This is a genomic window from Bacillus cereus group sp. BfR-BA-01347, assembly GCF_022663835.1.
GTDB classification, from domain to species: Bacteria; Bacillota; Bacilli; order Bacillales; family Bacillaceae_G; genus Bacillus_A; species Bacillus_A thuringiensis_K.
The window spans coordinates 145001-163170 of sequence record NZ_JAKUGG010000006.1 but is presented as its reverse complement, the minus strand read 5'-3'; the positions used below and the strand labels follow the sequence as shown (position 1 = coordinate 163170).

The following is an 18170-nucleotide window of genomic DNA, read 5'->3' as shown; positions in this document are numbered from 1 at the left end:
TTATACAAAATAATTAGAAAAATAAGATTATTTAACCTGAACATACAAAAAAGAACCCGCAGCACACGCTACAAGTTCTTTTTCACTACATTTTAAACGATTTCTTTATTAACAACATAAACCAAATTAATGTAACTGCCATCAACGAATGAGAAAACCCTACAATATAAGTTAGCCCTTTAAAGTCAGCTCCATTTAACTGAAGAAGCCCTCTCGCTGCTAGCGAACCTAACATTAATGTTAATGCAATGTTATGTAAAACAAACCACTTATTAAACCCTTGCACTTCATGAAACGCGAATACTTTTGCTAATCCTAAAGCAATTAAAAAGAAGAAAAAGCCAAGTACAAGTGTATGTGTATGCAAAAGATTTAACAAAGTAGATCCTAAAATCCCTTTATACTTACCATACTCCCTAGCGAAAATCCCTGATAATAAACCGATAATCAAATACGTAAACGATGCATTATATAATTTCTTCATTATGTACCTCCTTGAGTAGAATGTGTAGTGTGTCATATTTAGTAATAATGATAGTTATATAGTAAAAACTCCTAGTCACCTAGGAGTCATTGTATAAGTATCTCACTCTTTACAATCAATCCTAATTATAAAATATCTCTCTATACAAAACAAACGAACTTTATGTGAACAAATACCCCCATTAAAATATGTTGCACTTTTGTTTTACACAATCCATACTAATTGTTATAACTTTTTAAAGGTGGTGTAATAATTGATAGTTCTTGAAACCGAACGTCTAAATCTTCGTTGGTTTGATATAAAAGACGCTTCTTTTATTCTTGAGTTAGTAAACGATCCTGCATGGATTCAGTTTATCGGTGACAAAGGGGTTAGAAACTTAGAAGATGCAAAAAATTATATTGTAAACGGTCCCATCGATATGTATAACAAACTCGGATTTGGCCTTTACTTAGTAGAACGAAAAGAAGATCTCACTCCACTTGGTATGTGTGGCCTTATTAAAAGAGATTCATTAGAAGACGTTGATATCGGATTTGCCTTTTTAGAAACATTCCGTTCAAAAGGATATGGCTACGAATCAGCTTCTGCGATAATCGAATACGGTGTACAAAAGCTCGGCATGAAACGAATTGTAGCAATTACTTCTATAGATAACATCGCCTCAGGAAAGCTTTTAGAAAAAGTAGGATTACGATTTGAGAAAATCATTTCAGATTCAGGAGAAGATTTAAAATTATTTGGGTATAACGCATAGTAAAGAAGATCGCCGTGAATGGTGACCTTCTTTACTATTTTACTGATCTCGTCATAATACTTTTAGTTCCATTATAGTTTTGCAGTAATTCTTGTGATTACTACTATGCCTTTCATATCAATTTTTTGAAAATTTATAGAAATAAAACTTTCACATTTAAATAAATTATATTAATATATTAAACAAAGGAAGTGATAATAAATGGAACAACCGCTATTTTTATTAGTTCTTCAATTCATTGCATTCATATTAATCATTTGTATCGTATATGGAATGTTGTACAATACCGTATTGAAATTAAATATGCCTAAATGGACTGCACATATAGTAGCTACGGTATTTTCATTTGGTATCGCCTATCAAGCTTTTATAAATTTTATTTGAAAAAATTTTTTAGCAATTACTTCTACAAATATTGTTGATGCAGTAAAATTTTTAGAAAAAGTAGGATTGTAATTTGAAAGGATTATTTCAAGATCAGGAAATGTAACCATTTTTTATAAAGTCTGTCTAGCGCAAAATAGTAAAGAAGTTATTTCCGCTGAAAATGTGTTTGCATAACAAGGAATGAATTTAATCGATCCTGCAAAAATTTTATTTTAATTCTGGTTCTATTGTTTGGAATCGTTCTAGGATACCATTTGTGTGGACTTTAAAAATTTTCATTTGCGCACCAAAATGTTGCGTTAAGTAAAATGTATCACTAGTTATTAAATTTCCAATCTTCCAATCAGGTTGATATGTAATTTCCATAGAACTTTCTAAATCCCTAATCATTATTAAATTGATATATAAGGAAATTTCATAAATCTTCAATCACAGTTTCTAAGTTCACCTGATAGAACGTATAAAGACTCATATCATCTTTTGATAATTTTTGAATGCTTTATTCTAAGTATATTCGACACGAATTGATTATTTTTTATGAATTTTCTTGAAAAATATTGTAATATCACTCCATTTTTTCTTCTATTTTGTTATGATGTTTATAATTAAATTGGATTAGGATTTTTTTAGAAAATGGGGGCGTATATTATGAGTGTCTCAGTAAAAGGAAATGAGCAATTAACCTCTCTATTGAACGACTGGTATCGATCTATGCTATCTCAGCAAGTTATAAAAGCTACTAATCTAAAAAAGAAAATTGATGAAAAAATTAATAAGTTAAGCATTGAACCGGATCAAGAGCATCAGGATCAAAATTTGTTACTATACTATTCACTACTCGAATTTCGTTACAAGGTCTTAACAGATAGCCTTGGTATTCAACAAAATAGTTTTGATACTATTATCGATTATGATATGCCTACAGATCAATTTCTACAATTCTATTATCATTTTTTCAAATCCATTCATTCCACTTTTATATCAAATTATACTGAGGCAGAGGAACATTATAAACTAGCAGAAAAAATATTGGTAGCTATACCAGATGAAATTGAACATGCTGAATTTTACTATAGAATTGCTACTTTCTATCACCATACCTATAACAATCTCACTTCTATCGAATACGCAAATAAATCGAGAGCAATCTTTTCAAAGTATGAAGGTTATGAAGTAAAAACAGCCTTTTGTAATAGTTTGCTAGGTGGTTGCTGTATCTATTTAAAACAGTACGAACAAGCAGAAGAATATCTACATTGTGCAATTGATTTACTACAAAAAAATGGGGAAGAAGATTCCTTGTTATACGTAAAAAATACGATGGGTTGGTTGTATTCTGATCAAAGTATGTCTACTTTAGCTATTCGTCATCTTTCAGAAGTAACAGAGAAAATCCCTACACACTTCAAGGCCATCTTCCTACAAGCTAAGGAACATTATAAATTAGGAGAACAATCAACGGCCAACCAACTCATTGATAAGGGATTACAGATTTGCAGAAAAATTCATAACGAAGAATACACACACCACTTCTCTATTTTAAAAAGATTAAACGAAAATATTCCATTGGAAGAATTAGAAAAAATCATTCAAGAAGGAATCTTATACTTTGAGGAAGAAGAGTTATGGGAATATGTTGTCGAATACGCCGAATTATTTGCCACAAAATGTAGACAATTAGAGAACCACCAAAAAGTAAGTGACTATTTCCATATTTGTTATCAAGCAAGACAAAAATCAATCGCAAAAGGAGTGTTAAAATAATGAAAAAAATTAGCTTATTATTATCAGGCATTGCTTTTATTGGGGTATTAACGGTGGGAATTTTTCAGTTTTCTAAAACAGATCAGCTTGCTACTCATGGGCATTATCCTGCTCCTTCATATAGTGTTGGCGATTATGGTGGTGCGCCACCACAAATTTAATGTAAATGTATTTAAAAACCCTCCAAATGGAGGGTTTTTAAATGGCTTATCTGCCTGTTCAATACGCATAGAGATTACATATTATACTTATTTACTATGTTATAAGATTTTTCATTTCCACTCTGTAACAAGATTCTAGCATTCTCTCCTAGAATCTCAACTTAAATCTTAAATCCACCAATTAACTCTTGAAGTTCTTCCGCCATCTGTGCTAATTGTATTGCTGAAGAATTTATCTCTTCCATAGAAGCATGTTGTTCCTCAGATGAACCAGCTATCGTTTGCATACTTGAAGAATTTTCTTTTACAGCCATAGCTATTTGATTAATCGATGTATCAACTTTCATTGCATCAGTTGTCATTTTATTTGATAGTTCTACCATACCCTGCACTTTTGATACGATATCATTTGCAGATTTTGAAATCTCATAAAAACTTTGTTTTGTATCATTCGCAACCTTAATTCCCGACTGTACTTCTACGCCTACTTCATTCATAGCTTTTACAGTCTCATGTACGTCTGCTTGTATTTCCTTAATTAAACTTCCAATTTCCATTGAAGATTCGGATGATTGCTCTGCTAGTTTCCTAACTTCATCAGCAACAATTGCAAACCCTCGCCCCTGTTCTCCTGCTCTAGCTGCTTCAATTGCTGCATTCAATGCTAATAAATTTGTTTGTTCCGCAATATTTTGAATCGCTTCTAATATACTTCCAATTTGTTGCGATTTCTTATCTAATAATTTTATTACATTATCGGATTGAGAAACAGAGTGATGGATAGATTGCATTTGTGCTACAGTTTGTTCTACTAATTGTTCTCCTTCATTGGCTTTTTGTTTTGTGTATATGGATGAAGCCGATACTTCAGATGCATTCTCAGCTACATATTGAATATTTCGTGTTACCTCACCAATTAATTCAGCTCCAGACTCAACTTCATTATTTTGAACCTCTGCACTGTTCGAAATTTCTTCCATCTCTTTTGTAATTTGTTCTGTCGCAACACTTGCTTGCTCTACACTAGCAGTTAGTTCCTCAGAAGACGCAGCTACATGTCCTGCCGATGTGTTAATTTGAGAAATAATATTACGTAACGACTCTGCCATTGTATTGAAACTACCACCCAATTGACCAAGTTCATCCTTTGAACGAATATCTATTTTCTCGGTTAAATCTCCTTGACTAATTCTTTGAGCTGAAATGACTAATTGTCTTAGTGGAGTAATTATAGATCTGAGTATGAATAGAATTACAATCCCACCTAACAATAATGAAGCCCCTATTATAGTGAGCGTTTTATAAAAAATAGGATTAGTAGCTTCTTCAATTTCTTTCGTAGGCATTACGCCAGCTATTTTCCAACCTATTTTTTTGTTTGTCTTAAAGCTTATGTTTCGATCTTCGCCATTGAGGCTATAAGTAATTACTCCATCTTCTGTCTTATACAATTCATCCGCTAAAGTTTTCTCTAATTTCTCTCCAGGCTTTAGTGATGGATGAACAACTATAGTTTTATCTTGACTAACTATAGATACAAATCCTTGTTTACCAATTTTTATCATTTTGGATGTTTTTACGATATCTGTAATATTCAAATCTACGCCAATGACACCACTTTTATCTGCATTTTGCTTTGCAATTGCAATTACCATATTTCCTGTAGACTTTGATTTATAGGGAGATGAAACAATAATCTCTCCATTTGCTTTTACTGCATCCTTATACCAACTACTTTCTAACGGATTAAACCCTTCTGGTATTTTACCAACCGGTGCATGAATAAATTGATTGTTACTGGATGCCGTATAAATCGTTTCTATCTCTGGATGTAACTGTATATATTGATCAAATTTACTCTGTACATTTTGCGATTGTTCAGGATTATAATCCCCTTGTGTAAGTACCTTTGCAAAATGAGTGACATCTATATGCTTATTTTCTAATTCATCATCAACAATCTTATCTAAAATACTTATATTATCTTTTGCTGATTGTAGAATTGTTTCATTAAGATCTGTTTTTGCTTTATTATAAGATGATACTCCTACGATAAGGCTTGGTATAATTAATATTGCTATAAATGCCATAGACAACTTCGTTTTAAGCTTTATTTGTCCCAATCTTTCTTTTATATTAAACACTAGATACTTCTCCTTTTCATTTTTACTACTTATATAGTTTATTTAAATTTTTCTCCTTTATTTTTCCACATTCATTTATGGTACCATTCGAAATGAAACCACAATTACATCCTATTATCTTCACTTTAACATTTAACGATTTAAATTTCACAGGCAGAGTTTTATCTGTCCTCCTTTCGAATATGTTATTTTTCTAGATTCAGCAATTATTAGACTACGAATTATTCCAAATAAACTGGATGCAACATATACTTCATTTAAAAATAATTATTGGATTTGTTTGGATAAAAATCTAGTTTAGCGCTAATCCAATCGGATGAAATTCTTACCATAATACATTCACTAAATATAACTAAGTACATTTATTTCTTTAAATACTTATATTTAACTGTCTTTTAACCATTCTAACTGTATTACTTCATCGTTTTATCTATTCATTACAACCACTTTTATTTTATTGAATCACTAAAACATAAATTCTAAATAGAAGAATAAAATAAACTAGAGAATTATATTGTAACATGTATATATAAGTTTTTAATATTAAAATTTAAAAACTTTACTCTTTTTTTATATGCAATATTACATGCGAAAAGCCATAATTTTTTTGTTATACTATGCATGTGGATTTTTCATCCAAAATCCACCCAAACGCATATTTATGTATATGCCACCCTAATTGATGAAAGTGAGAAGAGTGTTTATCATTTTTCTCACTTTCATCAATTAGGCTCTGTTAATATTGATTATTGATAAAAAGTATTAAATAAGGGAAGACACCTTAGAGTTGGTGCTTCCCTTATTTGTTGATTATTCAAATCTAAAATAGGCATTTTCTAAACCTATTCTTTGCTTTAATGTTCTGCCCAAAGCATAATTATTTGGTAATTCTTTTTCAATGACACAAATAATATAACCTGCTTTTCCTGTTGTTAAATTAGTTAGTTGTAAGTAGTTAGTGTTGTCGTAGATATAAGAAATAATATATTCATAGAAATTATTTTCTTTATCTTCTCTATTCATACCAACATTGTACAACCTAACTCTTGCTCCTACCCAAATTTCCTCATCATCATCAACATTACTTAAAGGCATCCATTTCGAGTTATCCAATATTTCACCCTTTTCTTAATTCATTCGTTTATACACGAATGTTGCTAGACACAAACTATCATAAGCATCCGTCATTTCATTGATTAGACGACCACCGACAGAGAAAAAAGACTCAACATAGCTTTTTACCCATTGAAACACTTGCTCTTTTAGTTATTTTTACATTTTGAATCTACGAAAATGAATTCCCTTATAAAAACTCTAACAGAGAATCTTCCTTCCAAATTTCACCTAGGGAATTATTTGTTTTCCAAAAAAACTACCAACATCTTTATCAACTCATTTTAGAATATTTAAACAATAATTCCATATACATTACCTGCATAAATTATTCATTTTCTTTTATATAAGACCTACCTTTTTACTTTTGATAGATTATTAGACATTGGATTATTATACATAAATCCCAAAAACATGCGGTATTTTGTAGAATTTTGTCTATCAATATGTATGTACACCCTTTTGTAGTGGATATAGACTGTGAGGTGTAAGGAGATACCTTACAAAATAATAAAAAGGAGATTATAGAATGAGTAGATTAACAAAATTCTCAAAGTTAGTATTTGCAACTTTAATCGCGGGAAGTAGTCTAAGCACCTTTGTTTCGTCACACAGTGTACAAGCTGACACCTTAGATCCTAATTACCAAGACAAAGTAAAATTCATACCACCTTCTAGTGCTAGGCCAAAATTGGAACAAAAAAACACTATTGTTCCAGAAGCAAAATTTGTTAAAAACCATTATGTAAAGTACTCTAAAGCACATTTCCAAACTAAAGAAAGTATACCAAAAGAGATTTATTATTCTTCAGAAGGCTTTAAGGGCTATATACAGGCAAGTACCGTTTGGGATATGGGAGATCATTTCGCAACACTATATTCCGGAACCGTTATTCGATGTTAGACTTTTAATCCATTCTCCCCTAATGCTTAAAATGATTAATAACTCACTGCCAATACTGTAATATCTATTGTTCATAAAATAAACCACAAAATCTTTCGATTTCATGGTTTATCAAATATAAAGATAATGCTAAACGAATACTCTAACATTACCTTCCCCAAAGTTAATTATAGAGTATTTTCAAAAAAAAGACACTCTTGTAGTGTCTTTTTTATAGTATTTTCAAAAGAATTCCACCTACTAACACCTTTTTGTTGCACCTATTCGTTTATTTCAATATGATACTTTTCCATCTCGTATTTGCAATAGACAATGATAGCTAAACTCCAACTGACACTATAATAATTATGTGTGTAGAAGTCATAGCCCGCTTTAATACCTTTCTCTATTACAACTAATGTAAATCCTAAAGCCAGCCACCCATCTGTTAATTTTCATCTTTATAAACGTTAAAGAGATAATTATTAAAAATAAAATATTTGTAAGATGATTTATCATTAGCTCATATTTTTGAATGTATACTGCCATTATATAAGCAACGATATTAGTCGCAATGCCAAAGGCAATCACCGCTCTCCAAACCCTGTCCGAAAGTCCCACTCCTGAGTCAGTCCCTTCCTAAACAAATATCCCTTTCTTTAATTCGTTCCTACACCCTATTCAAGATATGCTAAATTATCCTTGTCTGATGAATATCTATTTATCTTTTCATATAGAGCAAACAAAATTTCTACTCATAATTTTTTCTTTATTAGACAAACTATGTCTAAGCCGTTTGAACTAGCGGCTTCACTCTTCTGGTAATGGGATAGCACAATTTATTGAATTGACTAACTCATTCAACCCACTGGCACCGGCAGGCAACAAAATAGTTGTCTGCCATTTTCATGTATACTTTTTCTAATTTCATTTCAAACCAAGTGTGTGCTGTACTGATTTCAAAAGGACAGAATTTCATTTTTTAAAATGTAAAAAAGATGAGGTCCTGTCTACTTTTGGTATAGGACTTTTTCTTTTCACACATACTATTTTTGAACCTGTTTACCAATACGTGTCCTAATAGTATCTTGAATTCCTCCTAAAAAGGGCTGCAGATACGACTGCATGCCCTTTTATTTACGTTGCTTCTCTATATTGAATAAAATAATTAAAAAATAAAAATGTAATATTACATATTTTTTCTGTTCAGATTATGTTAGGATTTACTTCGTAGTCGAATTATGGTTTCGTATCTAATTCAGCAATATGTGAACTGTTTACCTAAAGAAAAGACACCCAAAAGGTGTCTTTTCTTCTTTTAATCTAAAAAACATTTTTTCTTTTCAGTAAGATCCAATTATCCCTCTAACCTAAACCTCATAATTAAAGGCAATTTAATCATGGTACTCAAGAGTTTTCATCTATTTCAATATAAATATATTTTAATTTAAAATCCCATTTCCAGCACTATATTTGCTTTCCTACAGATTTTCTGTCTTGTTCTTAATTCTGTCAAAATCCTCATGTAGCTATACAAAGAATATATGCTACTATGATATTAAGAAACTATGCGTTCCCTTAACCCTGTATCCGGCCCTGTATTTATTACAGGGTCTTTGTTTATTTTATTTACTTTTATCGGCTTATAAGGGTTAATACACAACCAATTTCAATTAAAACCGTTTAAATGTTAGTTAGAATTTGAAATAATATATCTATTAACTTTTTTAACAAATGTAATCTAATATTAAATTTCTAAATCTATACTGTACTATACACCAGTTAACACTATATAAATGGTATTAACTATCTTAATTGAATATTAGTAATAGTAAGTATAAACATTATCAATTTACTACATCTTACATTTATGTAAAAATAAATACATGTTAAGCTTTTTCAAAATCTTTCCCCTAATAAAGATTTGAAGTAGCATTTCATGATTCTCCTTACTGTTAATATGCCTTGAAAAAGAACCCTATAGGGTTCTTTTTCTTTTCATTATAACCTCAGTAAGTCCATACAAAAAGGACTGCTAATTATTTGCAGCCCTTTTACACGTTAATATACACTTGTATTACATGCTTAAAACTTTATTGTATTAGGTATTTATACCAACTAAACATGCCATTATCATTTAGATATATAACACTTCAAAGTTTAGAAGTATACAATAACAAATCTTTCCCAGCTTCCAGCTACATAACTAGTAGCTGTTAATTCTCTACCACCATTTGCTGATATATATCTACCATTACTTAGTGCTTGTAATACATATATCCTATTGTCTCCACCATTATATAAGATAAACTTTTCCCATGCACCAATTGATGTACGATCTGCTACTACTCTACCATTTGGCTCAAACAAAACATACTTCCCATTACTTTTAGTTTTTAAAGCGTACGTATATAATTCCCCAGTCCGAATTAATTCGAATTTCTCCCATTCATTAACTGCATTACGATTTGCTATTATATTTCCCGAAGGCTCAGCCGAAACATATTGTAAATTTGCTGCCTGTATAGCAACTGTCCAACTTCCATTTTACTTTAAAGGTTTAAACAATTGTGACCACATTTGTTTAAACCTCCACAATTTTTTCTAAGCTATTCTCTAAAAATCTTATTTTTCGTTGTAAATAAACCTGATTGGTACTCTTTATGCAAAAGAAAAGATGGAACCTTTAATTCAACTCCACCTTTTTTCGAAATAAAAAGCATCTAATTCTATTTGAATTAGATGCTTACCTTTAGTCCTTAAACCTAATATTCTAAACTATTTACGCGTTTGTAAATCTTTTTTTATTACATCCCAGAGTGAATTATCTTGACGCATCGGTTTACCCTCTTCATCCCATTTTATTTTTTCTGTTCCCAATTCATAATTCATCCCTGTCCATGTGTCTTCACGGAATGCATAGAATGATTTATGCCATCCTTTTTGGTTAAAGATAGAAATAAGATCTTGCATGTATTGAGTAGCACCTGGAACAGTACGGTTAATTCCAAACTCCTCTGCAATAATTCGATTAGATGGTACATGATTTTTCTTAGACCATTGTTGAATTGGCTTCAAAAACTTCTCTAATCCCTGTCTATTCCACATTACAGGTTTCTCTAAATCCCCTACTTTTACTAATCCTGGATATTGATATTCCTTGTTTTGTTTTTCACCTTGGCTCGTTAATTCATATGGTTCATACATATGAAATGCGTATAGTGTTTCTTTATCCTCTACTGGTTTTAAATATTTAAAGGCCCATGGAGTAGCATATAAACCTGAATCTAAAATAATCGGTGTTTCTTTGTCCACTTCACGAATGGAGTTAATCACCTTTTCATAAAATCTGTTTAAATCAGCTGTCGTTCCTTTTACTTTTGCATACCATTTCTCGTAATCTTCCGTCCAAAAATCATTATATCTATTATTTTTAGCTGTTTCTGGATGTGGTTCATTTATAATATTATAACCAACCACCGCGGGGTGATCTTTTAGTTCCAGAGCGAGGTCCTTCCAAAATTGACTTGCTTGTTCTTGATACTTCTCTTCTTCCCATATTCTGTCGTCATTCTTATTATTATTAAATTGACGCCATCGATCACCAGGTAAGGATAACATTGTAAGAACGACTTTCATTCCTTGTGATTGTGCGGCATCTAAATCCGCCTTTAAGTTTTCTAGATCTTCCTTTACTAATCCCCGATAGTTATCTGCATTACCTATCAGAAAATCCTTTCCAGAAGTATCTGGTTTATCCTCAAATAGAAAATCTTTATCTTTTGCCCATTTATCAGGTGCTAAACGCACATATTCAATATTAGCTTCTTTTGCACTTTTATAGTTTTCAGGTAATGACGTACTATTCATGAAATTAGTACCCTTTCTTTTCGAATCCCAAAAACTAATTTTTGAATCTCCCTTGTGGTATGTATCAGCTCTTACATTCATTTCCTGTACTCCAAAACTCATCATGCCTAATAACGCAACAATTGGCAAAACTTTTTTCACAACTTTCCCTTCTTTCTCTTTATATTTAACACACATAACATACCTTTGTTTTGTTACAGGAATATGGCAATTTTCCAAAAATACCTTTTAAATTTATACATTGGTAGTTCATTCATAAAAAAAGAAAGAGATAATTAGAACGTTGCTTCATTTTAAAAGAAACAAAAAAGGAATCCTTTACGGATTCCTTTTTGCAATGCACTCTTTTTCAAATGGTACATTTTGCACCTACTTTTAGTATAACTTATAATTCCTATAAAATAAATAAGATTAACTGAAATTTACTTCAAATTGTGATAAAAAACATAATTAAGAAGCGCAGATAACTAAATATCATCCCTTTTATTAAATAATTCCCCCTCCAAACTAGGACCCTTTTACACCTTTTACAAATATTGTTATAATTAGATAAACTAAAGCATTATCCCATTAACAAAGAGAATCCATAATTGAAGTCCTTTTGTTAATTAGCTATTAAAAATGATAGCATGTGATTATTGTATAATTTCTTCCTTTTTTAGATCTGCATATTCTTCTACGAAATCCCATAAACCTTGCTTTTCGAAGTAAGAAATACTTTTTTCACTTCTTCTAAGAGTTTAATTGCTTCATCTTCATTAAGAGAACGTAAAATATTGAAATGATATACTCTTCATTTCCTAATTCCATACAAACTGCTAATCCTTTTTCAATAAGTTCTTTTACAATATTTGTTTTTCTTAGCTTATAGTGTTCACGCGCTTGTAAGAACAATGCTTTAAAATGGGCAATATTCTTCTCTGTCACTTCTGATAAATGACGAATTGCTAATTTAGATAAATTTTGAGTTGCATATAATAGTCCTAGATTATGCCTTACTATTAAAATCAATTTTTCTTCATTATGTTTTTGCAAAAGGTCAATGGAACGATTGAAATGTTCTTCCGCTTTTTCAAATTGCTTTAAGAATATACGAGCTGTCCCTAATGCGGTTTCACAAGAAGCAACTTTCACCTCATATCCCATTAGCCCTAAATACAAGGAATATAGATACTTATTTTACTTTCAAAGGCTGAAACCTTGCTGCATAACTACTGAAAATAAAATGAAAAGACGTTCAAATCCATATGGATAGATCGTCTTTTCACTTTATTTCATACATATACTGATTTTTCACTTATTCATTTTGTATTGTACTTAAAAAACCAATAAATTCATCTTCATTTACAGGTTTACTGTAGTAATAGCCCTGAATTAGATAACATGCAGTACGTTGTAACACTGTTAATTGTTCCTTCGTTTCTACCCCTTCTGCTATCACTTTCATGTTTAAAGTATGAGCAAGTGAAATAATGGTTTGTATAATTTCATCTCCATCAGTAGAAGTTCCAATCCTATTAACAAATTCTCTTGGAATTTTCAAAGTATCAATTGGATAAAGAGGCAGATACGCTAATGAAGAATAACCTGTACCAAAATCGTCAATTGATAAATGTACACCATATGATTTTAATGCTTTTAACTTCGATAAGGTTTCCTTTTCATCTACCATTGCTATTCGCTCTGTTAATTCCAAATCAATCGAATTAGCAGGTATTCCTATCTCTTCTATGGTAGATATAATGGTTTGAACAAAATCTTTCTGTTCAAACTCTATAGCTGATAAATTTATCCCCATCTTTAGATTTGAAAAGCCCGCAGAATGCCATTCTTTCAGTTGTTGACACGCTTTCTGTAACGTCCACTTCCCAATTGAAATAATCTGCGCCGTTTCTTCTGCGATAGGTATAAACTCAAAAGGAGAAATCAGCCCAAGCTCTGGATGTTGCCAACGTATTAAAGCCTCTGCACCAATAACCTTACCTGCCTTACTATCAATTTGTGGTTGATACAATAAAAACAACTCATTATTTTCAATTGCATTTGGTAAATCCTGTTCTAATCGTAATCGACGAGTTACTTTTTGAGATAATGTCTCGTCATACATACAAACAGCATTGTTACCTTTTTCCTTTGCGCTATACATAGCGATATCAGCGTGTTGTAAAAGTGTAGTAGTATTTATTCCTCCAAATGGATACACTGCTATTCCTATACTAAGAGATAAGTAAAAACTATGCTGATTTACTACAAATGGTTCTTCAGTTATACGAAATAGAGTTGTACACAAATCCAATAGCTGTTGCTCTGTTTGGTTATGGACAATGATCGCAAACTCATCACCACCTATTCTTGCTAGAGGAATAGTCGGTGACAGACATGTCCTAAAACGTTTGGCAACTTCTTTTAAAACCTTGTCACCAATCGAATGACCCAATGTATCATTAATAGTCTTAAAGCGATTTAAATCAATATACAGGAGCCCAAACTTATCCTGTGTTTTTTGTGCACGCTTAATAGATCTATCTAATTCTTGTTGGAAGAATATACGATTTCCAATCTCCGTCACCGTATCATGGAATGCAAGGTAATTTATCTCTTCCTGTTGTTGTTTCATCCTTGTTATGTCTTTTACCATTACATAGCTCCCAAAGGTTTGTCCTTCTATCATAATAGGAACTATAGTGACATACCAAAAGAGTATATCCTTCTCATTGTTATTTTTCACACGTAACTGTAGTGAAGATGAACTACATCGTTTCCCTTTCTTTATAGCTGCTTCCAATTCAGATTTATCTTCATCTAAAAAAATAGAGAAGCACTCTTTCCCTATCAATGCAGCACTTTCTTTTCCTAATAACATACTTCCAGCCTGGTTTATATTTAATACGATACCGTTTGAATCAATCGTTAAAATAGGATCCGGATGATACTCATATAATGACTTAAATCTCTCTTGATTTTTTACTAAATCATTAGATTTATTTATTAAATCCCTTGTTCTTTGAGATACTGTTTGTTCTAATTGATTATTAAACACTTTTAATGTTTTAGTTAACTCTTTGTTTTGCATTCGTACGATTGTATGACGAATCAGTACAAATACAAAAGCAATACAATTTCCCGTAATTAATGTAGCTGAAGAAGTTTGCTCTTTCAAAGTAAAGCCAATTAAGACTGCAACTGCAAGATAAGGGAATATACCAAGAAGTTTCTCTCCAAATGTCGGATTAATAATAAAATAATTTCTTTTAGAAGAAGTATTCTTTGGGATTGTAGCAGCAATAGCGATAAATAATAGGAAAACTCTATACAAACACCTTAAAAATATAACTGAACGCTCTGACAAATCACCTTGTAAGTAAAAATACAAATAGTCCGTAATAGCCAATCCAGTTAATACTAGGATAAAAATAAACAATTTACTTTTTGCATTGAAAATAGCAGGTCGAAAGATCAGTGTAACTCCAAGTAATAGAAGCAATAAATCTATAATCGGAAAAATAAATGAGAGAAAAACATCTCCAATTGATAAGAATAAAATATTTACAGATGGTTTATTAAATAGGTACCACTCTAATGTAAAAATAGCAGTAACAACAATGCATAAATCACAAAGTAAATACGCTTTCTCCCATTTGTTACATTCCATCATAATTTTATAAAAGAACGCAAAAAGAAAGAAGAATAAGAAAAACAGTAGAAATACATCAGAAATATTAAAATTTTGTATTGGTAATTCTACATTAAGTACTTGAAAAGCGGATATGAAATTCCCTATCAAAAAACACCCTATTGCAATAGTAATGCAAACCCAGAATACTCCTAACTTAATTTTTTGGGATAATATAGAATACAGTAATGAGATAAATACAGTAGTTTCAACGACTAAAGATGATAGTCGGATATTAAAATCTGATACGAAATAATGATTCGGAAAAACAAATAAAAATATAAAGCAAAAGCTTATATAAGTTATTAAAGCCAATATCAATACATAAAATTGCACATATACATGTTTACGCAATGGATTCACCTTCTTGATTTTTCTATACTTTTATTAAAAAATGGCTTGATGGTGGCACAAGTCCTACTAATTAAAATGTGTGCTACCTATTATCCATATTATGACCTTTTTAAAAGATTTCTTTCTACACACAACAATCTTATTAACTTTTTGTAGATGTTTACAATTATCAATACTGAGGATTCTAAAAAGGATAAGCTGAAAAATGTAATTTTTTAAGTATTTGAGCATCGTAAATTTGGCGGGTACAACTTATCTACTCTTTACATATGAGATAGAATCTACTCCTCTATTGGATTATAGTTGCTATCTGTCACACTTAAAAAGGAATGAAAATATACTATCATTAAAATAGAAATTCAAATTAGTTTACGAAACTAACCGTAACTATTATAGTTACACAAAAAGTTGATGTCAATTTCATATCCTCCCTTTTTAACGGACAAAAGACATGACCTATTGAACAAAAATGTGATGTTTATAAAAAGGGCGGTAAAGTTTTATCTCCTTACTCAAAGAATTATAAATGATTTAGAATTAGATGAAATTGAAGCTAATATTGCATCTCCCTAAAAAGAATGTTACTCTAAAAATAGAATTATGAAAGGAATGATGGATGAATAATGATTAACTAATTTATATTTTAAGTTGAATTTTATAACTTCAAACTACAAAATATATGGTTAGTCTATCCATTTTTAAAATTCAGTTCATACTTTATTTGTCATGATTCAAATGATTAATAAGTACTTATTAAGTATAGACGAAAGACTAATCCTTCCGATTACAAATTGGGGGATTTTTTTATTCCCGTTTGTCTTAGTTGAAACTTACTAATTGTTAAATGTACTTCACAAATAAAGGAGCGAGAAAAATGAGTACTTCAGATACTATTGTTACACATGTAATGCTCTATATAAGTCGTTAATATCCATCAAACTTATATAGAGGAATTAAAAAATGGATGGATGTTCCGACTTTATATGAAACGTTTCGATATATAAAGGAGGAATTATTATGTCAATGATAAAGGTCCAAGACTTAACTTTTTCATACCCAGGTAGCTTTGATAATATTTTTGAAAGTGTAAACTTCCAAATAGATACGGATTGGAAGCTAGGATTTATTGGTAGAAACGGACGAGGTAAAACGACATTCTTTAATTTATTGTTAGGGAATTATGAGTATAGCGGGAAAATCCTTGCTTCAGTAGAATTCAATTACTTCCCCTACTCTGTTTCAGATAAGAACAAATTCACTCATGAAATCCTTGAAGAAATTTGTCCCCAAGCCGCAGATTGGGAACTTCTACGTGAGATATCCTATTTAAATGTTGATGCTGAGGTCATGTACAGACCATTTAAAACATTATCAAATGGGGAACAAACAAAAGTGTTGCTTGCTGCACTGTTTTTAAATGCGGGTCAATTTCTATTAATTGATGAACCAACAAATCACTTAGATACAGATGCACGAAAGATAGTCTCCGATTATCTAAGGAAGAAAAAAGGATTTATTTTAATTTCACATGACAGAATCTTTTTAGATGGGTGCGTTGACCATATCCTATCTATTAATAGAGCAAATATTGAAGTTCAAAGTGGTAACTATTCTTCTTGGAAGTTAAATTTTGATAGACAGCAAGAACACGAGAAGGCTACAAATGAGCGTCTACAAAAAGACATAGGGCGATTAAAACAGTCTTCCAAACGTTCAGCAAGTTGGTCTAATGACGTGGAAGCTTCAAAAAATGGAACGAGGAATTCAGGCTCTAAGTTGGATAAGGGGTTTGTAGGACATAAAGCAGCCAAGATGATGAAAAGAGCAAAAAACCTTGAATCAAGGCAACAAAAAGCTATTGAGGAAAAATCAAAATTACTAAAAAATGTGGAAAAAACTGAGTCATTAAAATTGGAACAACTACAATTTAAATCAAATGAATTGGTTACTTTAGTTGACGTGTCCGTTAAGTACAATGATCAAATTGTGAATGAGCCGATTAGCTTCATAGTTGAACAAGGTGACCGAATTGTACTTGATGGAACGAATGGGAGCGGAAAAAGTAGTATCCTAAAACTAATTCTAGGACATCCGATACAGCATACAGGCTTAGTTACTTTAGGTACAGGACTCATCATTTCCTATGTCCAACAAGATACTTCTCATTTGAAGGGATCGCTATCAGGCTTTATTGAAGAGCACAAGATTGATGAAACCTTATTTAAGTCCATCCTAAGTAAGATGGACTTTGACCGAATTCAATTTGACAAAGATATATCTCATTATTCTGGTGGACAAAAGAAAAAACTGCTTATCGCTAAAAGTTTATGTGAAAAAGCTCATATATATATATGGGACGAACCACTAAATTTTATAGATATCTATTCCCGTATGCAGATTGAAGAACTTATTCAACAATTTAATCCCACAATGGTTATTGTTGAGCATGATAAAATATTTCAACAAACAGTTGCAACGAAAACTATATCTATGTAGCTCAAAACGAATACTTGAAAATATAATCATTAACTTGAGTCCTTGAATTATAAAAACTTTAATGAATTGATAAAAAAAGCCTAA

12 protein-coding genes and 3 pseudogenes are annotated in these 18170 nt (G+C 31.1%); 6 read left to right on the top strand and 9 right to left on the bottom strand.

Going from position 1 to position 18170, the window contains the following annotated elements; genetic code table 11:
* Positions 1-85: 85 nt before the first annotated feature.
* Entirely contained in the window at positions 86-484 is a 399-nt protein-coding gene (locus MR143_RS12320) for a DUF2871 family protein (protein ID WP_000737896.1), read from the bottom strand.
* Positions 485-737: 253 nt separating this feature from the next.
* Here MR143_RS12320 and MR143_RS12315 point away from each other — a divergent pair, with 253 nt between their 5' ends.
* Positions 738-1241, top strand: coding sequence for a GNAT family N-acetyltransferase (locus MR143_RS12315; protein WP_000636213.1), 504 nt, complete (start codon positions 738-740; stop codon positions 1239-1241).
* A 201-nt stretch (positions 1242-1442) separates the two neighbouring features.
* Positions 1443-1625 (top strand): hypothetical protein, encoded by a 183-nt coding sequence (locus MR143_RS12310; protein ID WP_000437511.1) that lies wholly within the window; start codon positions 1443-1445, stop codon positions 1623-1625.
* Positions 1626-1835: 210 nt separating this feature from the next.
* Here the strand turns inward: MR143_RS12310 and MR143_RS12305 are convergent, their stop codons facing one another.
* The gene (locus tag MR143_RS12305; protein ID WP_033690191.1) at positions 1836-2018 is read right to left on the bottom strand and encodes a hypothetical protein; all 183 of its coding nucleotides are present in this window, start codon (positions 2016-2018) and stop codon (positions 1836-1838) included.
* 258 nt (positions 2019-2276) lie between these two features.
* On the opposite strand from MR143_RS12305, the gene MR143_RS12300 reads away from it, so the two are divergent.
* Positions 2277-3392: a Rap family tetratricopeptide repeat protein gene (locus MR143_RS12300; protein WP_000116958.1), complete on the top strand. Its 1116-nt coding sequence runs from the start codon at positions 2277-2279 to the stop codon at positions 3390-3392.
* Positions 3392-3553 carry a hypothetical protein gene (locus tag MR143_RS12295; protein ID WP_000724107.1) on the top strand — a complete coding sequence of 54 codons (162 nt, stop codon included), beginning with the start codon at positions 3392-3394 and terminating at the stop codon, positions 3551-3553. Before MR143_RS12300 ends, MR143_RS12295 begins: the two co-directional genes overlap by 1 nt.
* 161 nt (positions 3554-3714) lie before the next feature.
* On the opposite strand, the gene MR143_RS12290 is transcribed toward MR143_RS12295, so the two are convergent.
* Positions 3715-5697, bottom strand: coding sequence for a methyl-accepting chemotaxis protein (locus MR143_RS12290; protein ID WP_000481854.1), 1983 nt, complete (start codon positions 5695-5697; stop codon positions 3715-3717).
* 810 nt (positions 5698-6507) lie between these two features.
* Positions 6508-6792, bottom strand: a complete 285-nt coding sequence (locus MR143_RS12285; protein ID WP_002164123.1) for a hypothetical protein — start codon at positions 6790-6792, stop codon at positions 6508-6510.
* Positions 6793-7339: 547 nt separating this feature from the next.
* Here MR143_RS12285 and MR143_RS12280 point away from each other — a divergent pair.
* Positions 7340-7714, top strand: coding sequence for a hypothetical protein (locus MR143_RS12280; RefSeq protein ID WP_000088956.1), 375 nt, complete (start codon positions 7340-7342; stop codon positions 7712-7714).
* 260 nt (positions 7715-7974) lie between these two features.
* Here MR143_RS12280 and MR143_RS12275 read toward each other — a convergent pair.
* From MR143_RS12275 to MR143_RS12255, 5 genes and pseudogenes are all read right to left on the bottom strand, one after another.
* Positions 7975-8314, bottom strand: a pseudogene (locus MR143_RS12275) (hypothetical protein).
* Positions 8315-9853: 1539 nt separating this feature from the next.
* Positions 9854-10240: pseudogene (locus MR143_RS12270) on the bottom strand (fascin domain-containing protein); the annotation flags it as partial.
* 231 nt (positions 10241-10471) lie between these two features.
* Positions 10472-11740, bottom strand: a complete 1269-nt coding sequence (locus MR143_RS12265) for a glycoside hydrolase family 5 protein (RefSeq protein ID WP_242280787.1) — start codon at positions 11738-11740, stop codon at positions 10472-10474.
* A 482-nt stretch (positions 11741-12222) separates the two neighbouring features.
* A pseudogene (locus tag MR143_RS33695) lies at positions 12223-12706 on the bottom strand (tetratricopeptide repeat protein); the annotation flags it as partial.
* A 154-nt stretch (positions 12707-12860) separates the two neighbouring features.
* Entirely contained in the window at positions 12861-15590 is a 2730-nt protein-coding gene (locus tag MR143_RS12255; protein WP_199717644.1) for a sensor domain-containing protein, read from the bottom strand.
* Between the two features lie 1017 nt (positions 15591-16607).
* Here MR143_RS12255 and MR143_RS12250 point away from each other — a divergent pair.
* Complete coding sequence (locus tag MR143_RS12250) at positions 16608-18086, top strand: Lsa family ABC-F type ribosomal protection protein (protein WP_199717645.1); 1479 nt, start codon at positions 16608-16610, stop codon at positions 18084-18086.
* The last annotated feature ends 84 nt before the right edge of the window (positions 18087-18170 follow it).